Source organism: Acidovorax sp. 106 (assembly GCF_003663825.1).
Taxonomy (GTDB): domain Bacteria; phylum Pseudomonadota; class Gammaproteobacteria; order Burkholderiales; family Burkholderiaceae_C; genus Acidovorax.
This window is the reverse complement of record NZ_RCCC01000001.1, coordinates 514,647-535,444: the sequence shown is the minus strand read 5'-3', so window position 1 is coordinate 535,444 and position 20,798 is coordinate 514,647. Positions and strand designations below refer to the sequence as shown.

The 20,798-nt window shown below is 65.1% G+C and carries 17 protein-coding genes; 2 read left to right on the top strand and 15 right to left on the bottom strand.

The features are described 5' to 3' along the window. Window positions 1-38: 38 nt before the first annotated feature. A complete protein-coding gene (locus C8C98_RS02355; RefSeq protein WP_121452973.1) occupies window positions 39-482 on the bottom strand; it encodes a hypothetical protein in 444 nt (147 codons plus the stop codon). A 107-nt stretch (window positions 483-589) separates the two neighbouring features. Between C8C98_RS02355 and C8C98_RS02350 the strand changes: the two genes are divergently transcribed. Beyond that, entirely contained in the window at window positions 590-1,498 is a 909-nt protein-coding gene (locus C8C98_RS02350; protein WP_121452972.1) for a LysR substrate-binding domain-containing protein, read from the top strand. A 3-nt stretch (window positions 1,499-1,501) separates the two neighbouring features. Here C8C98_RS02350 and C8C98_RS02345 read toward each other — a convergent pair whose 3' ends face one another. Further along, window positions 1,502-1,906 (bottom strand): TerB family tellurite resistance protein, encoded by a 405-nt coding sequence (locus C8C98_RS02345; RefSeq protein ID WP_121452971.1) that lies wholly within the window; start codon window positions 1,904-1,906, stop codon window positions 1,502-1,504. 44 nt (window positions 1,907-1,950) lie between these two features. Beyond that, window positions 1,951-2,172, bottom strand: coding sequence for a hypothetical protein (locus tag C8C98_RS02340; protein WP_121452970.1), 222 nt, complete (start codon window positions 2,170-2,172; stop codon window positions 1,951-1,953). Window positions 2,173-2,391: 219 nt separating this feature from the next. Between C8C98_RS02340 and C8C98_RS02335 the strand changes: the two genes are divergently transcribed. Beyond that, on the top strand, window positions 2,392-2,733 hold the full coding sequence (locus C8C98_RS02335; protein WP_121452969.1) for an HPF/RaiA family ribosome-associated protein: 342 nt from the start codon (window positions 2,392-2,394) through the stop codon (window positions 2,731-2,733). A 103-nt stretch (window positions 2,734-2,836) separates the two neighbouring features. Here the strand turns inward: C8C98_RS02335 and C8C98_RS02330 are convergent, their stop codons facing one another. The 12 genes from C8C98_RS02330 to C8C98_RS02265 form a co-directional block, all read right to left on the bottom strand. Then, entirely contained in the window at window positions 2,837-5,008 is a 2,172-nt protein-coding gene (locus C8C98_RS02330; protein WP_121452968.1) for a TonB-dependent siderophore receptor, read from the bottom strand. A 188-nt stretch (window positions 5,009-5,196) separates the two neighbouring features. Next, window positions 5,197-7,392: a TonB-dependent siderophore receptor gene (locus C8C98_RS02325; RefSeq protein WP_121452967.1), complete on the bottom strand. Its 2,196-nt coding sequence runs from the start codon at window positions 7,390-7,392 to the stop codon at window positions 5,197-5,199. Window positions 7,393-7,536: 144 nt separating this feature from the next. Beyond that, window positions 7,537-8,286 carry a DUF4198 domain-containing protein gene (locus C8C98_RS02320; RefSeq protein WP_121452966.1) on the bottom strand — a complete coding sequence of 250 codons (750 nt, stop codon included), beginning with the start codon at window positions 8,284-8,286 and terminating at the stop codon, window positions 7,537-7,539. A 213-nt stretch (window positions 8,287-8,499) separates the two neighbouring features. After that, a complete protein-coding gene (locus tag C8C98_RS02315; RefSeq protein ID WP_370450304.1) occupies window positions 8,500-10,737 on the bottom strand; it encodes a TonB-dependent receptor in 2,238 nt (745 codons plus the stop codon). 80 nt (window positions 10,738-10,817) lie between these two features. Beyond that, window positions 10,818-11,024, bottom strand: a complete 207-nt coding sequence (locus tag C8C98_RS02310) for a hypothetical protein (RefSeq protein ID WP_121452965.1) — start codon at window positions 11,022-11,024, stop codon at window positions 10,818-10,820. After that, window positions 11,021-12,196, bottom strand: coding sequence for a PepSY domain-containing protein (locus tag C8C98_RS02305; RefSeq protein ID WP_121452964.1), 1,176 nt, complete (start codon window positions 12,194-12,196; stop codon window positions 11,021-11,023). Before C8C98_RS02305 ends, C8C98_RS02310 begins: the two co-directional genes overlap by 4 nt. Before the next feature lie 774 nt (window positions 12,197-12,970). Next, the gene (locus C8C98_RS02295; protein ID WP_121452962.1) at window positions 12,971-13,294 is read right to left on the bottom strand and encodes a barstar family protein; all 324 of its coding nucleotides are present in this window, start codon (window positions 13,292-13,294) and stop codon (window positions 12,971-12,973) included. A 30-nt stretch (window positions 13,295-13,324) separates the two neighbouring features. Then, window positions 13,325-13,711: a DUF4375 domain-containing protein gene (locus tag C8C98_RS02290; RefSeq protein WP_121452961.1), complete on the bottom strand. Its 387-nt coding sequence runs from the start codon at window positions 13,709-13,711 to the stop codon at window positions 13,325-13,327. A 402-nt stretch (window positions 13,712-14,113) separates the two neighbouring features. Next, a complete protein-coding gene (locus C8C98_RS02280) occupies window positions 14,114-16,234 on the bottom strand; it encodes a TonB-dependent siderophore receptor (RefSeq protein WP_121452960.1) in 2,121 nt (706 codons plus the stop codon). 136 nt (window positions 16,235-16,370) lie between these two features. Continuing rightward, entirely contained in the window at window positions 16,371-18,560 is a 2,190-nt protein-coding gene (locus tag C8C98_RS02275) for a TonB-dependent siderophore receptor (RefSeq protein ID WP_233574426.1), read from the bottom strand. Between the two features lie 124 nt (window positions 18,561-18,684). Then, the gene (locus tag C8C98_RS02270) at window positions 18,685-19,017 is read right to left on the bottom strand and encodes a DUF3325 domain-containing protein (RefSeq protein WP_121452958.1); all 333 of its coding nucleotides are present in this window, start codon (window positions 19,015-19,017) and stop codon (window positions 18,685-18,687) included. A gap of 4 nt (window positions 19,018-19,021) precedes the next feature. Beyond that, window positions 19,022-20,794: a PepSY-associated TM helix domain-containing protein gene (locus C8C98_RS02265; protein WP_121455968.1), complete on the bottom strand. Its 1,773-nt coding sequence runs from the start codon at window positions 20,792-20,794 to the stop codon at window positions 19,022-19,024. Window positions 20,795-20,798: the final 4 nt, after the last annotated feature.

Sequence of the window (20,798 nt, the reverse complement as noted above, 5' to 3'; positions counted from 1 at the left end):
CGGGACGGCGGCTGAGCCTGCTTGGCTTGCAGGTAGGCTCAGCCTTTGGCCAGTCTGCGCTGCGCAGCCTGTGCGTTGAGCACAGATGCGGTGGTGTTGCGCTGCAGCAGCCTGATCAGCACATGGAGACCCACCGCCAGTGCGATCAGAACCACCGCCCCCAGTCCCCAAATGCCCCAGGCCAGTACCGTGACAGCGCCCGCCAGGGCTGGCACGCTTTCCAGCACCGTCTGCAGCATGGGGCCGGCAGATGTGATCCAACCCTCCAGAGATCGCAACAGCTCCGGCGGTACCCAGCCCTGCAGCCATGCGGGCAAGAGAATCGCTTGGACGGACGCCGCACCTGCTGCCCCTGCCGCACCCGCAGCCAGGGCCCCGGCACTGGACATGGCCCACACCGTGAAGGCATGCACGCCCCAGCACAGCAGCGACCAGAGGGCCAACAGTGACAACGATATAAACCAGCTGATGGCATAGAACATGGGATCACTCCTTTTCAAATACAGACGGGCAGTATGGAGATGGGTGCGAAAAATAGACACCAGTCTGGCTCGAACCTAGTATTCGGCTTTTACGAACCGGAGCATGCATGCTCAACTACCGCCACCTGTACTACTTCTGGATGGTTGCCAAAGAGGGCGGCTTTGCCCGTGCGGCCGACCGGCTGGAAATGGCCGTGCAGACCATCAGTGCCCAGGTGCGTGATCTGGAGAAGTCCCTCGGGCACCAGTTGCTCAAGCCCTCGGGCCGTGGGGTGGTGCTGACCGAGGCAGGGCAGGCAGCCTACGTGCGGGCCGAGGAAATTTTTCAGCTGGGTGAGTGCATCACCGACGAGGTGCGCGAGGCGGCCAGTAGCCCCGTGGTTCGGCTGTCCGTGGGGTTGTCGGACGGCATCTCCAAGCTGGCGGCGCATGCGCTGCTGGAGCCCATTCTCGCCATACCCAACTTGCGGCTGGTGTGCCACGAGGGAGAGTTTGACGAGTTGCTGTCTGAGCTGGCGCTGCACCAGCTCGATGTGGTGCTGGCGGGGCAGGCCGCACCGCGCAACCCCAATCAGCGCCTGTCCAGCGAGCGCATCGCGCGCACTGCTGTGCAGTGGTATGGCCCGTCGTCCTTGGTCAAGAAATCTGCGCGAGACCGGTTCCCGCAATCGCTGCAGGACATCCCGGTGCTTTTGCCCACCGTGCATTCGCCTCTGCGCTCCACGCTTGATGCCTGGTTCCATGACCTGGGCCTGCGGCCCCGCGTGGTGGGGGAGTTTGAAGACAGCGCCTTGCTGGCGGTGTTTGCAGCGCGGGGGCTGGGCGTGTTTCCTGTGAGCCAGCTCGGCGCACAAGACGTTGGCCTGGTGCGGGGCCTGCGCCTGCTGGGCGACAGTGCTGATATCCATGAAGAGGTGCACGCCATATGGTCGCGCCGTGGGCAGCACCACCCCTTGGTGCGCCAACTGTTAGACGCCGCCCATGCAATCCCCAGCGGCCAGCATGGCGCTAAGTAAGCGCTAGCCCTGCGCCGCCACTTCTTCCAGATGCCACTGCTGCAGCGCGGCGCCCATCACCCACGCCTCGGCGGGGGCTACGTGGCGGTCTGCCGTGGCGGCGGCATCGGCAAAGTACAGCACCTTGTGGCGCAGTGGGGCATCGGTCACTTCGGCCAGCAGTGCGGCCAGTGCGGTGTCGTCGATGCTATCGGTGAGCAGGCGCCGGTCGCGCATGCCCATCAGCAAGTCCTCGCACAGGGTGTGCAGCACCTGGGCAAAGTCGCCTGGCGGCAGCCCCAGTTCGCGCTCAATGTCGCGTCCGTACAGCGCATCCATCTCAGCGCGGCTGACGTGGCCGTCGGCAATTAGCAGAAGCGCCACGATGCGGGCGGCTGCCTGGGGACTGTTGTGGGGGTAGCTGCGCATGGGGTCCTCCTAGCAAAGTGTGAAGTGGTGGGGCGATGCCGTGGTCAGTCGGCGTAGGGGCGAAAGCGCTGGCGTTGGCGCGGCGCCGGGCGGTGTGGGGCGTTCCTCTCGTCGCTGATGCGCACAGGCACCAGGGCAGGCCGCTGTGCGCGGCTGCTGCGCTGCGACCACTGCCACAGCCATTGCATGGCCTGGTGCATGACTGTTTCGCGCAAAGCCTGTAGCCGCTGCACAAGTGTGGGACGCAGGGTTCGGTAGGTCTTCATGGGGCATCTCCAAGGTGGTGGACACAGCCTTGAATGTGTGGCCTAGCGCCCATGCAACCAAGCAGCTTTTCTATGCGGCGTGCTGCGGTTTTACCGAAGTGAGCGCTGCAATCCGCTTTGTGTCAGGCCAGGTTTTTTGGATGCTACGTTCTGAAAATTCCTGCTGTAACGCGGGCCTGTGCGGGGCTAAGGTGGGGGCTCCAACCAAGGAGAACGCTGATGCAGATACTTTTCAAGTCCCGTCATCCTGAAGCCGCTTTGATGCGAGAAACCGTGGAGCGCCGTGTACGGTTTGCACTGCGGCGTTTGAATGCCCTGGTGCCCCGGGCGGATGTGCAACTGGTCGATGTGAACGGCCCACGCGGCGGGCTGGACAAACGCTGCCAGATTGCCTTGCGCACCGATGGCGCGGGCGAGGTGGTGGTGTCGTCCGTGGCCGGGGATTGGCGCACCGCGCTGGACGAAGCCCTGGACCGGGCGGTGCGGCATGTGCTCAAGGCGTGGCGCCGTGCAGCGCCAGTGCGTCGGCCACGCACCCGGCCTGTGGCTCTGGAGGGGTGAGCCTGGCTGGGGCTGCGGCAGGTGTTGCACTGTGCAGCGCCCCTTTACCAAGGCCGCAGCCCCCAGCGGATTCAGCGGTGCTTGATACGTGGTTTGATGTGCCTCAGAAGCGGTACGTCGACGTCAGCGTGTACGTCCGCGCCTGCCCATAGAAGCAGTCCCCGCGCGCCAGGCACTGGGTGATTTGCACCTTGTCCGTCAGATTCACCACGTTGAATGCCACGCGCCAGTCGCCTGCGTCGTAGCCCAGCATGGCGTCTGCGATGGTGGCTGCTGGTGTGCCAATCGCATAGCTGCCGCTACTGCTCGACTGCGATCCGGTGTAGCGCACGCCTGCCCCCACCGTCCAGCCGCCACGGCCTTCGGCGGCAAAGCGGTGGCTCAGCCAGGCCGATGCGGTGTGTTTTGGCACGCTCTCCAGCCGCTGGCCCTGATCTCCGTCGTTGCTGCGCGAGATGCGGGCGTCGGTGTACGCGTAGCCCAGACTCACGTCCCAATGACGGGCCAGGCTGGCTTTCACTTCGGCCTCCAGGCCGCGCACCTTGGCTTCGCCCACTTGCAGGCTGTTCATGGGGTTGGCGGGGTCGGTGGTTTTGCGGTTGGTCTCGCGCAGTTGGTATGCGGCTGCGTAGGCGCTGATGCCCTGGCCTGGGGGTTGCCATTTCACGCCCGCCTCCCACTGCTTGCCGCGCGTGGGTTTGTAGGGCTTGCCGTAAAAGTCAACGCCGCCCAGCGGAAGGAACGACTCTGCATAACTCACGTACGGCGCCCAGCCGTTACCCAGCTGGTAGGTGGCACCCGCGCGTTTGCTCCAGGCCTTGTCTTCGGACGCTGCCTCGGGGCTGCCGTCGGTGGCAGAGCGGGCCTTGTCGTGGCGCAGTCCCAGCGTGAAGGTCCAGGCGTTCCAGCGGATCTGGTCTTGGGCATAGAAACCCAGCTGGCGCTCGCTCACACCGGGATGCTGTGTCAGGTCTGCGGCAGTGGGCGGGGTGAAGTTGCCATAGACGGGGTTGTAGAGGTCCAGGTCCGCAGCGTCTGTCTGGTACCAGTCCGACACGCCCGAGCGCACGCGTTGTACGTCCATGCCCATCAGGAGGTTGTGCTCTGTGCTGCCCCACTGCTGCTTGCCTTGCAACTGGGTGTCTACCAGCAGCATGCGCACGTTGCCCAAATGCCAGTTGGCATCGCGCTGGACGGTACGGTTGTCTGCCGTGAACACGGGGCGCGGCGAAAAGCTGGTCCAAAGTGTCCTGTAGTCCACATCGCTGACCGTGCGGCGCAGGTTCTGGCGCAGCGTCCAGGCGTCGCTCAGTTGGTGGCTGAACTGGTAGCCAATGGCGTCGCTGCTGGCGTTGTAGGCATCCCAGCCTGGTTCGCCATTGAAGCGGGACGTCGGAATCTGGCCGTAGGTGTTGGGCAGCACCGTGCCTTGCCATGGAAAGAAGCCGATGAGCGAACCGCTCTTGTCGCGCTGGTGGGTGGCTTGCAACGTGAGCGATGTGGCGGCGTTGGGCTTCCAGGTCAGCGACGGGGCAATCACCACCCGGTCGTCCTTGACATAGTCCACCTGGGTGTCGCTGTCGCGCCCCACCGCCACCAGGCGATAGAGCCACTCACCATCCTTGTCGATGGCTCCTGTCAGGTCGGCCGCGATTTGCTTGCGGCTGTGGCTGCCCAGTTCGATTTGCACCTCGCGTTGCGTTTCAGCCAGAGGTTTTTTGGTGGTCAGCGCTAGCACGCCGCCCACGGTGCCCTTGCCGTACAGCACAGACGATGGCCCGCGCAGCACCTCGACCCGCTCCAGCGTGTAGGGGTCGGGGCGGGTGTCGTTCCAGTAGCCGGTCTGGCGCAGCAGCCCGTCCAGGTATTGCGACAGGTCGTTGCCCCGTGCCGAGAACGTGTCCTGGCGGCTGTCGAAATAGTTGGACACGACCCCGGTGGTGTATGCCGTGGCCTGGCGCAGCGTTTGCGCGCCTTGCGCCTCCATCTCGTCGCGCGTGATCACGCTGATGGCCTGCGGGGTTTCGAGCAGTGGTGTGTCGGTCTTGGTGGCACTCAAGGCGCGCGTGGCCACAAAGCCGGTGACGGGGCCGGTGGCGGTTTCGCCGCTTTCGGGTGTGGCGTTGACGGTGACGGAGGGCAGGGCTTTGTCAGCGGCAGGAGCTGGTGTGCTTTGCGTCTGAGCATGCGCCTGGGCAGTGCAGGCGCACAGCAGCGCCAAGGTGGCTTGCGCCACGGCAGTCAAAGTGGGCCGATGGGTGGTGAATGTGGTCATGGCTTTTTACATGGGTAGAACGTTGAGCAACCGTTGGCGAAAGACGGGAGTGATCGACCGACGGTGCATCGGTCTGGGGATACCGCGTGGTGGCTGATCTGGCTTGACGGAGGGTGTCAGGCTCTGCTGGCGGCCCCAGTGCCAGGGCGATCTCGCCTTGGCATTGGGGAGCGGTGCTTGTTTGCGCTTCAGAACCGATAGGTCGAAGTCAGCGTGTACGTGCGCGCCTGCCCATAGAAGCAGTCACCGCGTGCCAGGCACTGGGTGATTTGCACCTTGTCCGCCAGGTTCACCACATTGAAGGCCACACGCCAGTCGCCAGCGTCGTAAGCAACCATGGCGTCTGCAATGGTGGCTGCCGGGGTACTGACGGCGGTGGTGCCGCTCCACTGCGAGCCGGTGTAGCGCACGCCTGCGCCCACCGTCCAGCCACCGCGACCTTCGGCGGCAAAGCGGTGGCTCAGCCAGGCCGAAGCGGTGTGTTTGGGCACACTGGCCACGGGTTGGCCCTGGTCGCCTGCGTTGCTGCGGCCGATTTTGGCGTCGGTGTAGGCGTAGGCCAGGGTGAAGTCCCACTGGCGTGCCAGGCTGGCCTGCACTTCGGTTTCAAACCCGTTGACCTTCACCTCGCCAATCTGCAGGCTGTTGAGCGGGTTGCTGGGGTCGGTGGTCTTGCGGTTTTTCTCGCGCAGGGTGTACACGGCGGCAAAGGCGCTGATGCCCTGGCCCGGCGGCTGCCACTTCACGCCAGCCTCCCACTGCTCGCCGCGTTGGGGCTTGTAGGCCGTGCCGTACACGTCAACGCCGCCCAGGGGTTGGAAGGATTCGGAGTAGCCCGCATAGGGTGCCCAGCCGCCATCCATCTGGTAGGTAACGCCCGCGCGCTTGGTCCACACCTTGTCGTCCACAGCTGCCGCTGGGCGGCCTTCGGTGTCGGTCTGGGCGCTGTCGTGGCGCAGGCCCAGCGTGGCCGTCCAGCGGCCCCATTGGATCTGGTCTTGCGCGTAAAAGCCCAGCTGCTTTTGAACCACATTGGGTTGATGCCCCAGCTGCGATGCTGTGGGCGGTGTGAAGTTGCCGTACACGGGGTTGTAGACGTCGATGGCGGGGGCTACCGAGCGCCAGGACTGTTGCCCAGTGTGGTTGCGCTGGATGTCGATGCCGGTGAGCAGGTTGTGCTCGGTGCTGCCTGCCTTGAGCTTGCCTTCCAACTGCGTGTCGATCAGCAGCATGCGGCCGGTATTGAACTGCCAGACCGCATCGCGCACCAGGGTGCGACCATCGCTGTTGAAGACGGGACGTGCGGGGCGGCCAGTGGCCGCGTTGGCGGTGAAGCTGGTGTAGATGGTGCGGTAGTCCACTTCGCTCACGGTGCGACGCAGGTTCTGGCGCAGGGTCCAGTCGCTGTTGAACTGGTGGCTGAAGAGGTAGCCCCAGGAGTTGTTGGTGGTGTCGTAAGCGTCCCAGCCCGGTTCGCTGATAAAGGTGTTGGTGGGGATCTGCCCATAGCGGTTGGGCAGTTGCGTACCTTGCCAGGGGAAGAAACCGATCAGCGAGCCACTCTTGTCCTTTTGGTGCAAGCCTTGCAGCGTGAGCGAGGTGGCGGCGTTGGGCTTCCAGGTGAGTGAGGGCATCAGCACCACGCGGTCATCGTCCACATGGTTGACCTGGCTGCCACTGTCGCGGCCGATGGCCACCAGACGGTAGAGCCACTGGCCCTCCTGGTCCAGCGCGCCCGTGAGGTCGGTAGCGATCTGCTTGCGGCTGTAGTTGCCCAGCTGCACTTGCACTTCGCGCAATGGCTCGGCCTGGGGCCGCTTGCTGCTGAGGTTGAGCACCCCGCCCACGCTGCCCTGCCCATACAACACCGAGGTGGGGCCGCGCAAAAACTCCACCCGCTCCAGCGTGTAGGGATCGGGCCGGCTGGTGTTGTAGGTGCCGTAGACGCGCAGCAGCCCGTCCTGGTACTGCGTCACGTCGCTGCCCCGTGCCTTGAAGCTGTCCACCCGGCTATCAAAGTAATTCGACACTGCCCCGGCGGTGTACGCGGTGGCTTGGCGCAAGGTCTGCACGCCCTGGGCTTCCATCTGGTCGCGTGTGATCACGCTGATGGCCTGCGGGGTCTCCAGCAAGGGCGTGTCGGTTTTGGTGGCGCTCAATGCGCGCTTGGCCACAAAGCCGGTGACGGGGCTGGTGGCGGTTTCGCCACCGTCGGGTGCGGCGTTGACGGTGACGGAGGGCAGTGCTTTGTCGGTGGCAATGGCCGATGCGGGGGCAGCCGTGGAGGTTTGTGCTTGTGCGGCACAGGCGCACAGCAGCAAGAAGGTAGCGTGCGCCACGGCCGTGCGTGCAGGCCGCCGTGCGAGATGGGCTGTGTGGTTCATTGGGACTTACATCGGTGTGTAGAGGGATGGGGTGGAGGCTGTATTGCTATTTAATTCATAGCTGCCAGCGCATGTTTTGCTTGCGCCACAGCCATTTTTGATGAATGGGCTGGCCGTGGCAGGTGGTTGCGCCAGCGCCAGCCTTCAGTGCGCGTGCGCCGCAGGCAGCGCGGGCGATGCCATGCCTTCGGCTTGTACAAAGCTCAGCGTGATGAGGTGGCTCACTTCGCCCCACTTCTGGCCTTGGGCCTCGCCAGGGGTTTTGTCGCTGTGCTTGACTTCGGCCACGTACTGGCCCTTCCAGGGCAGGGCGAAGGTGACGGTGCCGTCGTCACCGCTGGTGGCTTCACGCGCCCAGCCTGATGGAGACACCAGCTCGACCTTGGCCTTGGGCAGCGGGGCGCCGTTGAACACGACCTTCAGTTGGCCGGGCTTGCCGGTGGGCACCAGGTCCAGCGCGGCGGTGGGGGCCACGGGCTGGGCCAGGCTGGCCACCCAGCGGGCGGTGGGCTTCCACAGCAGCGGGGGCAGGTTGGCCTTGGTGCGGTCGATCACGGGGTAGGCGGCGTCGGCAAACAGGGTTTCTGCATTGGCTGCGGCGGTGTAGGTAAAGGCTTCTTTGGTGAGCTGGCCTTCCACGCGCTGCTTGGCACCGGCTACCGATTGCTCTAGCACAGGCACGCCCTTGAACTTGTCGAGCAGGCCGGGCGAGGTTTCGCGCACGTTGTCGTTGTATTCACCAAAGTGCAGCTTGGCCTGGCCGCCAGTGTTCTCCAGCCACACCTGGTGGGCCTGCGCAGCCAGGCCGGTGGTGGTCAGCAGGGCGGCGGCCAGCAGGGTACGGGTCAGGCCTGGGGTGCGGGTGTTCAGACGTTGGTTCAAACGGTGGTTCATGGCAGTCAGCTCCTTGCGGTTGGTTAAAACGGGTTTGCAGAAATCACAGGGCGAGCACATCCAGCCCCACGAGGTGGGGATTTAGATGCTCATGTTTTGATAGCTGCCTGCGCTAGTAAATCAAGCGTGGGTGGCTGTTTTGGCTTGAATTGGCACGCGCACCCGGTGCCGGTACCGGTGTGCGCTGCTGCTGCCCGCCACGGGCGGGGGTGTTCAGAAGTCCACGCTGGCGCTCAGGCTCAGGCTGCGCGGTGCGCTCACCGTCAGGTAGCCCGATCCGGGGTAGCCGCCCACCGAGGCCCAGTAGCTCTTGTCGGTCACGTTGTCGATGCGCAGGCGCAGGGTGACGAGCTTGCCCTGCACTTCGGTGAGGTAGCGCACGCCCAGGTCCAGTCGGTTCCAGCCGCCTACCTTCAGCGTGTTGGTGGCGTTGGCGTAGCTCGATCCGGTGTGCACCAGGCGGCCGTCCACAGCCAGGCCGCGCACGCCGGGCACATCCCATTCAGCGCCGATGTTGGCCTGCACTTCGGGCACGCCAATCACGCGCTTGCCATCGGTGGTGGCCGAGCCGGTGGTCTGCTGCTTGGCGTCCAGCCAGGTCAGGCCGCCCAGCAGGCGCAGGCCCTTGGTGGCTTCGCCCTGTACGGCCAGCTCCAGGCCCTGGTGGCGGTCTTTACCGTAGGTGCCGAACACATTGCTGGTGTTCAAAAAGGCGCGAGGCTTGTCGGTGCTGAAGAAGGCCAGGCTGCCCGCCACGCGGCCCGCGTCGTACTTCACGCCCACTTCCTTTTGCTTGGCGACGTAGGGCCTGAGCATCTCGCCCCGGTTGGCGGCGGTGCTGGGCGCGGTTTGGCCTTGGCTCAGCCCTTCCACGTAGTTGGCGTACAGCGACACGCTTTTGTCGAGCTTGTACACGGCAGCCAGCAAGGGGCTGGTGCGGCTTTGCTCGTAGCGGCTGGTCAGCGCGGCCGTGCCGTAGGCATAGTTACCGATGTCGATTTTCTGATGGCGCACGCCTGCGGTCAGCAGCAGGCGTTTGTCCAACAGCGTGAGCGTGTCGCCCACGGCAACGCTGGTCAGGCGCGTGGTGCCGGTGCGCAGTGGGTTGGCCAGGTTGCCGCCGTACAGCGTGCCCGCGCTGAAGGCGGGCAGGTTGGTGGACACGGGGCCATACAGGTTGGTGGCCTGGGTGTTGCCCCAGTCCATGGCGTAGGCGTTCTTCTTTTCAAAGTCGTACACCGATGCGGTGGCGACCCATTCGTGCCCCGCGCTGCCGGTGAGCAGCTTGCCGCGCACGCCCAGCTCGCCGGTGTTGACGCTGTCTTTGCGCGTGTTGTCAAAGCGGTAGGTGGTGGCAGCGCCCGTGGTGCCGTTGTTGACGGTGATGTTGGCCAGCGAGTTGGCCTCGTCGCTGCGGCGTGCGCCAGCAGCGGCCCATGCGGTCATGTCTGGGCTGATGTCCCATTCACCACGGAAGGTGCCGAAGGTGTCGCGCTCGTTCGAGTAGCTCCAGGGCTGGGCGTGGTTGCCCTGGTTGTCGGGCACGGCGGGCACGCTGGTCACATTGGCACCCAGCGTCACGTTGGTGCGGGTGCGCTTGAGCTTGTGGTCTTGCCAGCCTATGTCGCCCGACAGGCGCACATCGCGGCTGCGCCAGTCCAGGCCCACGGCCAGCAGGCCCAGCTTGGCGTCTTCGTCGTTGATGGCGGTGCCGCCGCTGTGCGTGGCTGCATTCAGGCGCACGCCGGTGCTGCCATCCGGCCCAAAGCGGCGGGCAATGTCTGCCGCCAGCTGGGTGCTGCCGCCGCTGCCCACGCCAAAGCTCACACGGTTCAACGGTTCGTTGGGCGCGCGTTTGGGCAGCAGGTTGATGCTGCCGCCAATGCCGCCCCCTGCGGGGCTGGCACCGTTCAAAAAGGCCGATGCGCCGCGCAGCACTTCCACCCGCTCGAACAGTTCGGTGGCGATGTACTGGCGGGGCAGCAGGCTGTACAGGCCATTGAAGGCGGTGTTGTCCGAGTCGAGCAGGAAGCCGCGGATGAAATAGGTTTCCTGGAAGTTGCCAAAGCCGCGCGCCACGCGCACGGTGGGGTCGTTTTGCAGCACGTCTCCCACACTGCGGGCATGGCGATCCAGGATCAATTCGTTGGTGTAGCTGATGGCGGAGAACGGCGTGTCCATCGCATCGCGCGTGCCCAGAATGCCCGCACGCGCACCGCGTGCCACCTGGCCGCCGGGGTAGGCGGGCGAGAGGCCTTGGGCCGATGCGTCGGCACTGGCGTTGACGGTGATGGTGGGCAGGCTCTTGTTGCCCTGGGCACTCGTCCCTGCAGGGGTTGCCGCTGATGTGTCTGACGCTCCTTGAGCGTGGGCAACGGGCCACGCCAGCATGCAAGTCAGGGCGGTGGCAAGTGCCACGGGGCGGATCAGGTGACGGTGTTGGCTGTGCATGAAAAGTTGGCTTAGGTCAGGGGTGGAGAAATCAAGGCAGGAGAGCAGAGACGTACGGGCGGTACCGTGGGTACAGGGCTTCAGCGCGGGTCGTCCTGCGGAGATCGGGCGTGCTTGCGGGGCCAGGCGTGCCAGCCCATCACCAGCGTGGGCAGGCCCAGTGCCCACCAGGCCCACCAGTCGCCCCAGGTGTCCGACACCAGTGCGCTGGCAAGGCCTGTGGCGGTGAGCACGGCCAGGGCGATGGGCCAGCCCCATAGGGCCCAGAAGGGTGATAGCGTCTTCATGCGGAGGCTCCTTGCGCCGAGGCTGCAGGCGTGTTGGACGAGCCCGGCTGGGCGGCGTTGCTGCCCGCCGTAGCGGGGGCCTTGCGGCGCAGCCACAGGTACAGGCCACTGCCCAGCACCACAATGGTGGCAATGTCCAGCAGGGCCCACAGCACCTTCATGGGCATGCCGCCGTAATCGCCAAAGTGCAGGGGTTGCGAGACCAGCAGGGCCGTGAGGTACCACGGCAGTTGCGGCGCGGCGGTGACCTGGGCTGTGCGTGCATCCACCAGCACCGGCTGCAGCAGGCGCGAAGTCAGCGGCGTGTTGCCCCGCAGCAAGAAGGTGTTGTGGTGCGGGCTGGATAACGTGGTGCCCGGGAATGCAATGAACGAGAGCTTCATGCCCGGTGCATGTGCCAGGGCGGCGTCCAGCGCGGGCTGCAGCGCGCTGCGCTCGGCGGCAGGCACCGTGGGCTGGCCCGCATAGGGTGCCAGCAGGGCCGAGAGCTTGTCGTACTGCCAGTACTTGATCATCAGGTCGGCCCAGGTGTTGATCATGCCGGTGCCACCCACCACCAGCGCCCACACCACGGTGACGATGCCCAGCAGGTTGTGCAGGTCCAGCCACTTCAGCCGGGGCGACTTGGTGCGCCGCACCTCACCAAACGCCAGCTTGCGCATGAAGGGGGCATACAGCACCACGCCGGTGACGATGGCCACCAGCAGCAGCAAACCCATCAGCCCCAGGAACAGCTTGCCCGCCAGCCCGGCAAACAGGTCTACATGCAGGCGGGACATCACATACATGAATCCCTGGTCCACCGGTCGCCGCGCCAGGACCTGCGCGGTGCGGCCATCCACGGCGATGGATTTGAAGTCTTCGGTGGGGGCGGGCGTGGGCGTGAGGGTGACGAACCACAGGGCATCGTCTTCATCCGACTGCGAGGCGAACTGCACCACCCGATCGGGGTACTCGGCCCGCGCGGCAGCCAGCACCTGGTCGAGGCTGGCGCGCGGGGTGCCGGCAGGCATGGGGGGCGCTTCCACCTCAGTGCCCAGCAGGTGGCCGATCTCATGGTGAAAGATGAGCGGCAGCCCGGTAATGCACAGCAGCAGCATGAAAAGGGTGCAGATCAGGCTGGACCATTTGTGGGTCCAGGACCAGCGGCGCAGGGCGGTGGGCGAAAGCATGGTGGCGGCAGCTGCACGGTGCGCCGACCTGAGCTCTGTGCCCAGCAGTGGTTGATTGCGCAGCCAAAAGCCGTTGCACCCACGCAGAGCAAGCCAGAGACAAGGCCGAACGTTCCCGGTAAGAGGGGTGTTGGACACAAGGGGTGCTGGCTGCAGTGGGCGTGGCCTGCACTGCTGGCTTGCTGGCTGATGCGTGCAAAGTGCATCAGGCCTTTGCGCAGGCCTTCCATCCCAGCCCCCGCGTCTTGGCCCTGGTGGCGGGGCGGTTGGCAAAGGGGGCAACGGCGTGGCAGCCTATGCGCAAGCTTTTCATTCTAAATGAGAATGGTTCTTTTTATGCTTTCAAGCGGGCAGATCCGCCCGGGTTGCCATGACGTGTGGCGTGCGGCCCACACGGAAGGACGTTGAGAAAACACCCATCACCGTTGGTGCGATAAATCGGGAAGTCGTGGGCTGAAGGGAGATATGAGGAAATGGTCCGTTGCAATGGTGTTTCAACCCTTGCAATTGTCATGAGCCACCTTGCCATGAATGCCAGCCCCGGTTGCCCGCACTGGCAAGTCAATCGGGGAGTGTTTCGTATCTGTTTGCGTAAGGCAGAATTCGGCCAGGAGCAGTCGCTGCGGGGATCGAGAAGCAGACATTCAGCGTTCGAGCTAACCGGCCCGCGACGGCAGGACTCCGAAGGGCCAGAATGAAATGAGGCCCGTAGGCGGCATGCCGTTGTAGGTCAGGTTAAGCAACGGGTTAGCCATGCCTGTCTTTCGCCAGCGACTAGACATTGAATGACACCACAAGAATTGCCGGCTCGCCAATCTCAAGACGCCGCCAATTCACGAACGATGCGCACTCTACAAATGCTTGGAACATCTCCGGGCATTGCGCCTTGAAGTCTGCTGCCCCATCGAGCGCGACGCACACCAGTTCACCTGGCTGAACGCAAACAGCATTGAACTCCTCGTCCAAGTTAGTCATGCAGTCAATCCATGCATCCATGTTTCGGCCGAAAAATGCGGGGAAACCAAACACACGGGCGAACTCGTCAAAGAATGACACCGGGTCTTTAATCTTCGTGCCGTCGATGCGGATGGTTCTCATGGGATGGCGCAGGTCCGCTTGACCAAAAGGTTAAAGCGCATTTGGGTATAGCCCCCTCAACTCTTGGACCACAGCCGACTGATAGGAATACCAAAGATCCTCTGCCGGATCACCTTGCGCTCGGATCACTTCGTACGGGTCTTGCGCTGTGCCAATGATGGCGTTCAGCGCATCGGAAAACGCATGAAACGAACTCAGGCCGACTGCAACGGCCGCAGTTTGGCAAGCGGCCCATTGCTGAAGCCCATGATTGCAAAAGTACTGCGAGACCCCACCGTTGCGTGCCTCTGTATCGAGCAGCCAAATCTCGTACACGGCGGACTCCATGGTCGTGAAATTCGATGCGTTGGCGCAGCGCTTTTCGACGAGGTCGGCGCCCACGTCCGTGATCCAATCTTCGAGGTCCCAAGTGAGCATGGCTGAGCTTTAACGTAGTGTAGACCGCACCAAGCCGCAGGCCATATATGACGCTTGCGTTCTAAACTGGCACGCAGAAAACGCCGCAAGGGGCTTGTAGCCTAGCTTTGTGGCACGTGTGCTGCATGAAAAAGCACTGCTAAATTCAGCCATGAAACCCGCCACCCCTCCTGTGTTGCGCGCCACACGGTTGCTGGATTTGGTCCGTGAGCGAATTCGTTCCGAACACTATAGCTTTGCGCATGGGGCTGTGCCACGCCATGGAGTCGTTCATCGTCGAACGACGGCTTTGTGGCTGTGCACTGACCGACAGCTCAGGGCCCAATCCAGCCTCTCACCTCATCCGTATAGCGGCCGTTCACGGCCGAGGCGTCGCGCTCTGCCCGTGCGTGGGGTCGGGTTCTAGTACCGGGCCTTCAGTGCCACGGTGATGCGGCGGGGCTCCCCATAGAAGTTCTGGCGGCCCAAGCTGCCTACTTTTTCGTAGTACGTCTTGTCCAGCAGGTTGTCCACCGTCAGGCTCACGCCCACGCGGTCATTGATCTGGTAGGCCACCTGGGCGTTGAGCAACGCATAGTCGCCCGACACCAGCCGCAGCGCGCCACTTTGTGCGTAGAACTCGCTGCGATACGACACGCCACCGCCCACACTCCAGCCCTGCAAGCCGGGGCTGCGCAAGGCGTAGCGGGTGGACAGGTTCAGGCTGTGGCGTGGGGTGACAGGGCTGAACACCTGGCCTTGCTGCGCAGCGGGTGCCTGCAGGTACTTGGTGGCCGTGTAGGCGTAGCCCGCCAGCACATCCCAGCCGGGCGCCACCTGGCCGCTCACTTCCATCTCCAGGCCCTGGCTGCGTACCTTGCCGCCCGGGATGGACGCGGTGGTCACCACCGGGTCGGCAATGGCACGGTCGCTGTCAAGGATGCGGAACACCGCGGCATGGGCCTGCAGGCGCTTGTTCAGGAATTCGCCCTTCACCCCCAGCTCGACCTGCGAGCCGGTGCGCGGGGGCAGCAGGCTGCCGGCAGACGTCAGCGCCGACTGCACCACCATCGTCTCGGCATAGCTGGCGTAGGCCGTGGTCTGTGCGTTCAAGTCATACAGTGCCGCCACGGACGGGATGAACTGCCGCCCCGGGTTGGCGGTGGAGGTGATCTTGCCGTCGCTCAGGCGCTCGGTCTCTACCTTGGCCCACGACAGGCGCCCGCCCACCAGCAGGCGTGCGCGGTCGGTCAGGCTCAGCTGGGCCTGGCCGTACATCGCGTTCTCGGTGCGGCGGGTGTCGCTGTCATACCCGGGCAGCGTCAGCACGGGGTAGGGGGCGGTGTAGTTGGGTGCAAAGATGTTGGCGGTGGACGTGGGGCCATACACATAGTTGCCACCCAGGCTGTTGTTCTGGCTGTGGCTGGCGCCCAGCAGCACGCGGTGGGTGCGGCCCATCCACTGTATGGGGGTTGTCAGGTAGGCGTCGTAGTTGCGGTCGGTGTTGTCTTGCAGGTAGTCCACCGTCTGCACCTGATAGTTGCCATTGGCGGCCACGGCCGAGTTGGCGCGTGCAGCGCTGTAGAACGAATCGCGCTGCACCTGGCGTGCCGCCAGCTTCACCAGCCCACCGTTGGTTAGGCGGTGTTCCAGCTCGGCAAAGGTGTCGGTGGTGTCCAGGTTTTGCAGGTTGCGTGCCAGCCCGGCAAAGGTGGAGCGGGGCACGTCGAGCAGGCGGCCGTCGGCATAGGCGGGCAGGCCCTGGTCGATGGTAGCGCGCACGCGCTGGCGGGTGTGGCCCACCGACAGCGTGGTGGCCGCGTTGATGTCCAGCTCCACCGTGCCGTAGCCCGCTTGTTTGTTGTTGGACAGCGTGTCCACAAAGCTGTTGCGCTCATCAGAGACCACCACCAGCCGCCCGCGCAGGCTGCCTGAGGCGTTGAGCGCCCCTGTGATGTCCACATCAGCGCGGCGCATGTCCCACGAGCCTGCGGACAGATTGGCAGACAGGCCCAGCTGGCTGCGTGTACGCTTGCGCACCAGGTTGATGGTGCCGCCCGGTTCGCTCGCGCCTTGCAGCAGGCCCGATGGGCCGCGCAGCACTTCGATGCGGTCGTAGATGGCGGTGTCCAGCGCGGTCGCAAAGTTGGCGCCCTGCGGGATGGCAATGCCGTCGAGCTGGATGGCGCCGATGTCGAACCCACGGGCCTGGATGGTGTTGTAGTTGCCCGCGCCGTCCAGCCGTGTCACGCTCACGCCGGTGGTCTGCTTGACGGCATCTTCGAGTTTGGTGATGTTCAGGTCATCGAGCCGCTGGCGCGTGATGACGCTGATCGACTGCGGCGTTTCGCGCGGCGACTGCACCAGCTTGCCCACGCTCACCTCGCGGGCGGTGTACTGGCCCGAGCCTTCGGTGGCAGCGCTGTCGGCACCGTCGGTCACCTTCACCTCGGGCAGTGCGGTGGTGGTCTGTGCCTGGGTTTGCTGGGCCGTGGCCATGGTGGCCAGCAGCGAGACCGCAAGGGCCAGTGGGTGCATGCGCATGGTGCTTCTCCTCCTCGGTGTTTGAAAATTTGCTATTGAATTTGTAGCTGCTTGCGCTTATTGGTAAAGCGCTGGAGGCCTGTTTCGCTTGAAATGGCGTGCGCGAGCGATGCGCACGCCGGTTTGCGCGCGGTGGTTAGAAGTGCGTGCGCAGCGTGACCTGCAGGGCGCGGGGCGAGCCCGGCAGGATCAGGTTGTCGTTGCTGCCGTGGCTCGATACGTAGTACTTGCGGTTGGCCAGGTTCTTCACGTTCACGTCCAGGTCCCATTGGCCCAGCGTGTACTGCAGGGCCGCATCCACCGTGGTGTAGGCGGGCAGGGTGACCAGGTTGGTGAGCGAGGTGAAGCGTTCACCCACATGGTTCACACCGCCGCCCAGGCGCAGGCCCTGGCCCAGGTCTTTCATCACCCAGGCAAAGGCGCTGTTGCGGGGCGTGAGGGCGGGTACCTTGCCCAGCGCTGGCACGGCGGCGGTGGGCAGCTGCGACGAGGTGGTGGTGGCCAGCGACTTGGTCATGCGGCCGTCCAGGTAGGCGTAGCCCGCGCTCACATCCCAGCGGCCAGGCAGGCGGCCGTTGGCGGTCAGCTCAAAGCCATTGGTGCGCTGCGTGCCCACGTTGATCTGGCGCGATGGGTTGGCGGGGTCGGTGTTCTTGATGTTGGTGCGCTCCAGGTTGAACAGGGCGCCCGTCAGGTTCAGCTTGCCATCGAGCAGGTCCAGCTTCACGCCAATTTCTTTGTTCTGGGTGATTTCTGGCTCGGCCGCCGTGATGTTGGTGGCCAGGGCAAAGGCCTCGGCCGAGGGCTGGAACGACTTGCTGTACGACACGTAGTACGAGACGGTATCGCTGGGCTGCCACACCAGACCGGCGCGGGGGCTGAGCTTTTTGTCGGTGCGCGAGAGCGTGGCGAGCTTGCGGTCAAAACGCGTCTCTTGCCCGTACACGTCGTAGCGTGCACCCACCAGGGCCTTCCACTGGGGGGCCAGGGTGATCTGGTCCTGCCAATACAGCGCGGCGGTGTCCTGCGTGGTGTGGCTGGGGATGGCGCTGTCGGCGTTGAAGTTGGCCGCCGGGATGACTGGGGCTGCGCCACTGGGGTTGAGGATGGACACCCGGTCGGCCCCGCCCGAGACGGATTCCGAGCGCTTCTTTTGCTGGCCCAGCTCCATGCCCATCAGCCACTCTTGCTTGAGCCCGCCGAGCTGGTTGCGCCAGGTCACATCGGTCTGGTTGAACACACCCTTCTCGTCGCGCAGGATGAAGGCTCGGGTGCGGCCCACGGTCATGGCGACGGGGTCGGTGGTGCCACCGGGCAGGGTGTTATAGCGGTCCAGGCTGTAGTCGTAGGCACGGGTCACATTGCGCACCGACCAGTCGTCGTTAAAGCGGTGGTTGAGCGTGGCGGTGAACGACTGCATGGCGCTGGTGGTGGTGTCGTCCTGCGCGGCGTTGCTGGAGCCGTAGTAGGTGCTGGCCGCCACGTTGACCGGGCGCCCGTTCAGCGCCGGGATGCCGAAGTCCGTCAGGCGCTTGTCGCGGGCGTGGGTGTATTGCAGCAGCAAATCGGTTTGCGGCGCGAGCTTGAGGGCCAGCGATGGGGCAAAGTTGTGGCGCTTCACAAACTGCTGGTCGCGGTAGCTGCCAGAGTCTTCCACGGCGGCATTGAGGCGAAAGGCCGCCGCATCGCTGATGCCCACGTTCAGGTCGGCCGTGGCGCGGCGATAGTCAAAACTGCCCACGCCCACCGAGGCTTCGCCAGAGGTCTCGCCAAACTGCGGCTTTTTGGTGACGCGGTTGATGAGGCCGCCCGAAGACCCGCGCCCATACAGCACGGCGGCCGGGCCCTTGAGCACTTCGATGCGCTCGATGTCGGCCAGGTCGCGGAAGTACAGCGCGTCGTCGCGCACCCCGTCCACAAACTGGTCGGCAATGGCGGTGAAGCCGCGAATCACCACCTGGTCGCGCTGACCATCGCCGTGGCTCATGGCCACACTGGGAACGTTGCGCAGCGCGTCTTCCATCGAGCGGGCACCCTGGTCGCGCAGCAACTGGGCAGGCACCACGTTCACGGCCTGTGGCACATCGCGCAAGGGGGCGCTGCCTTTGGTGGCGGTGGAGGTGGCCGTGGGGGCGTAGGTGTCGTCTTGCGGCGCGGCTTTGATGGTGACTTCACCCAGTGCTTTGGGTGCGGCGCTGTCGGCTGGGGTGCTTTGGGCCAGTGCGGTGCCGCAGGCCAGCAGCAGCACGGCGGATGCCAGTGGGCTGAGGGTGTGGGCCAAGGGCGCGGTGTGCCGCATTGCGGGCGACAGGGAGGATGAACGCATACGAGATTCCTGACGGAGAGTGGATGAATCACAGGGGTGCAGCACAGCCGCGCAGGCGGCGGCCTGCGCCAGTGACGCTGCTGGGAATGGGGGAATGCCAGCGGCTGCTGATGCCGCAGGGACGCTAAAACCCGCTGAAGTACGCCAGCAGCCCTGCCGCCAGCGCTGTGGCGCCCAGTGGGGGGGCACGCTGGGGCAACCAGGTCACGGTGGCGGTGGCCGCCACGGCCGCCACCGACAGGGCTGCGGCCCACACCGTGACACCGATGGAGGCTGGCAAGCCCGGTGGCGTGCGGGTGGCCAGCCACAACGAGGCCAGCAAGATCACCCAGCCCACGCGGCGCAGCGTACGCAGGCGTGTGGCGGTGGCCTCTTGGCCCAGCGCGTCTTCGTGGTGTTTGTCCATGCCCAGGGCCATGGCCAGCCAGGCCGCAAAGCAAAACAGGAAGGCAGACATGGGTTCAGGTTCCTGCTGTGATTTCTGAGGCCGCGTTGGGCAGGGCATGCGCCGCCGGTGCGGGGGCTTGGGGTGCTGCCGTGAAGGTGCGGGCGGCCCGTTGGGTGGGAGACGCCTTGGTCGGCTGGCGGCGGTGCAGGTGCCACGCTACCGCGCCCAGCACGGCGCCGGTGGCCAAAAAGGCCAGGTCCAGCCCCGCCCAGGTCCAGTCGCCCGCAGGCAAGGTGATGCCCAGGTGGGTGGATGTGGTCAAGGCATTGAGCAGGGGCAGCAAGGCCCACACCGCAGCGGCCAGGGCCACCACCACGGTCCAGCCCACACGCCGGGGGCACAGCAGGCCCCACACCAAGGCCAGGGCCCAGGTGGCAAAGAAGCAGGCCAGCTCGGTGTCGGCACGCTCGGGCAGGGCCAGCGGCAGCAGCCGGTTGGCGGCCAGGAACACGCCACAGGCCAGCGGCAGGCCCGCCAGGGTGGCAATGTTCAGGCCGGCCACCAAGCGCTCGCCCAGCGGTAGGCGCGGTGTGGTCTGGGCGGCGCTCTTGCGCTGGGCCTGCGCGCTGCGCTTGACGGACCACAGCACCATGCCGGTGGCAATCATCAAACTGCCCAGCAGGCCAAAGCCAAACAGCGTCCAGCGCAGGCCCGTGCCCGCAAAGCGGGCCATGTGCAGCCCATACAGCACGCCGTAGGTGGTGATGCCAGCACTGGTGGGATTGGCCTCGGCAATGGGTTGCGCGGTGGTGGCATCAAACAGCAGGCGGGGCGGGCGGTATTGCAGGCGGTCGCCCTCGTGGCGGGTGACTTCCACCACCGGATTGCCCTTGGTGTCGCGCCGCGCCTGGATGGCTCCAATGCGCCCGCCCTCCCAATGCTTTTGTGCGGCGGCCACGATGGTGGCCACGGGCACCAGCGGCAGGGGCTCGACCTTGGCCCCTGGGTCGCGCCGTGCCCGGCGCTCGGGCTTGTCGCCCTGCAGGTCGGCAAAGTAGGTGTTCGAGTCCACCTTGCCATCGGCCCCGACATATGCCGTGGCGATGCCGCTGGGCAGGTACAGCGAGTGGAAGATCATCAGCCCGCTGAAAGTGATCATCAGGTAAAACGGCAGCACCAGCACGCCCGAGACGTTGTGCGCGTCCAGCCAGGCCCGCTGGCCGCCTTTGGTGGGGCGGAAGGTGAAGAAGTCCTTGAAGATGCGCCGGTGCGTGACGACCCCGGTCAGCAGGGCGATGAACATGAGCAGCGTGGCCACACCCACCACCCAGCGGCCTTCCAGCGTCCAGCGGCCTTTTTGCGCGGTGCGCAGCTCAAAGTGAAAGCGGTAGAAAAAGTCGCCCCCCATGGACTGGCGGATGTCCACCGCCTCGCCCGTTTGGGGGTTCATGCGCAGGGTTTCAAAGCGGCCATTGCCTGTGTCGCGCCACAGCACGTTCACGGCCGGGTCGCGCTCGTCGGGCAGGTGCATGATCCATTGGGTCACATCGGGCACCTTGCGGTGCAGGGCGGCCAGGGCTTTTTCTGCCGTGTTCGTCTCGGTGTCTGCGGCGGTTGCAGGCAGCCCGTGCAGCTCGGGGTGCGTCCACAGGTTCAGCTCGTTTCGGAAGAACGACAACGTTCCTGTGAGAAAGATGGCAAACAGCAGCCAGCCCAGCACCAGCCCGGCCCAGGTGTGCAGCCACGACATGGCTTGGCGAAAGCCCTCGCGGTCGTTCGGTGTCTTGGCTTTGGTCTTGGTTGGGGCTGAAGCGCTTGCGGGCAGGGCGCTCTCGGGGGTTGGCATCGTG

Coding starts and splice junctions, on each gene's coding strand:
- C8C98_RS02355 (WP_121452973.1), bottom strand. CDS start 482: ATGTTCTATGCCATCAGCTGGTTTATATCGTTGTCACTGTTGGCCCTC.
- C8C98_RS02350 (WP_121452972.1), top strand. CDS start 590: ATGCTCAACTACCGCCACCTGTACTACTTCTGGATGGTTGCCAAAGAG.
- C8C98_RS02345 (WP_121452971.1), bottom strand. CDS start 1,906: ATGCGCAGCTACCCCCACAACAGTCCCCAGGCAGCCGCCCGCATCGTG.
- C8C98_RS02340 (WP_121452970.1), bottom strand. CDS start 2,172: ATGAAGACCTACCGAACCCTGCGTCCCACACTTGTGCAGCGGCTACAG.
- C8C98_RS02335 (WP_121452969.1), top strand. CDS start 2,392: ATGCAGATACTTTTCAAGTCCCGTCATCCTGAAGCCGCTTTGATGCGA.
- C8C98_RS02330 (WP_121452968.1), bottom strand. CDS start 5,008: ATGACCACATTCACCACCCATCGGCCCACTTTGACTGCCGTGGCGCAA.
- C8C98_RS02325 (WP_121452967.1), bottom strand. CDS start 7,392: ATGAACCACACAGCCCATCTCGCACGGCGGCCTGCACGCACGGCCGTG.
- C8C98_RS02320 (WP_121452966.1), bottom strand. CDS start 8,286: ATGAACCACCGTTTGAACCAACGTCTGAACACCCGCACCCCAGGCCTG.
- C8C98_RS02315 (WP_370450304.1), bottom strand. CDS start 10,737: ATGCACAGCCAACACCGTCACCTGATCCGCCCCGTGGCACTTGCCACC.
- C8C98_RS02310 (WP_121452965.1), bottom strand. CDS start 11,024: ATGAAGACGCTATCACCCTTCTGGGCCCTATGGGGCTGGCCCATCGCC.
- C8C98_RS02305 (WP_121452964.1), bottom strand. CDS start 12,196: ATGCTTTCGCCCACCGCCCTGCGCCGCTGGTCCTGGACCCACAAATGG.
- C8C98_RS02295 (WP_121452962.1), bottom strand. CDS start 13,294: ATGAGAACCATCCGCATCGACGGCACGAAGATTAAAGACCCGGTGTCA.
- C8C98_RS02290 (WP_121452961.1), bottom strand. CDS start 13,711: ATGCTCACTTGGGACCTCGAAGATTGGATCACGGACGTGGGCGCCGAC.
- C8C98_RS02280 (WP_121452960.1), bottom strand. CDS start 16,234: ATGCGCATGCACCCACTGGCCCTTGCGGTCTCGCTGCTGGCCACCATG.
- C8C98_RS02275 (WP_233574426.1), bottom strand. CDS start 18,560: ATGCGTTCATCCTCCCTGTCGCCCGCAATGCGGCACACCGCGCCCTTG.
- C8C98_RS02270 (WP_121452958.1), bottom strand. CDS start 19,017: ATGTCTGCCTTCCTGTTTTGCTTTGCGGCCTGGCTGGCCATGGCCCTG.
- C8C98_RS02265 (WP_121455968.1), bottom strand. CDS start 20,794: ATGCCAACCCCCGAGAGCGCCCTGCCCGCAAGCGCTTCAGCCCCAACC.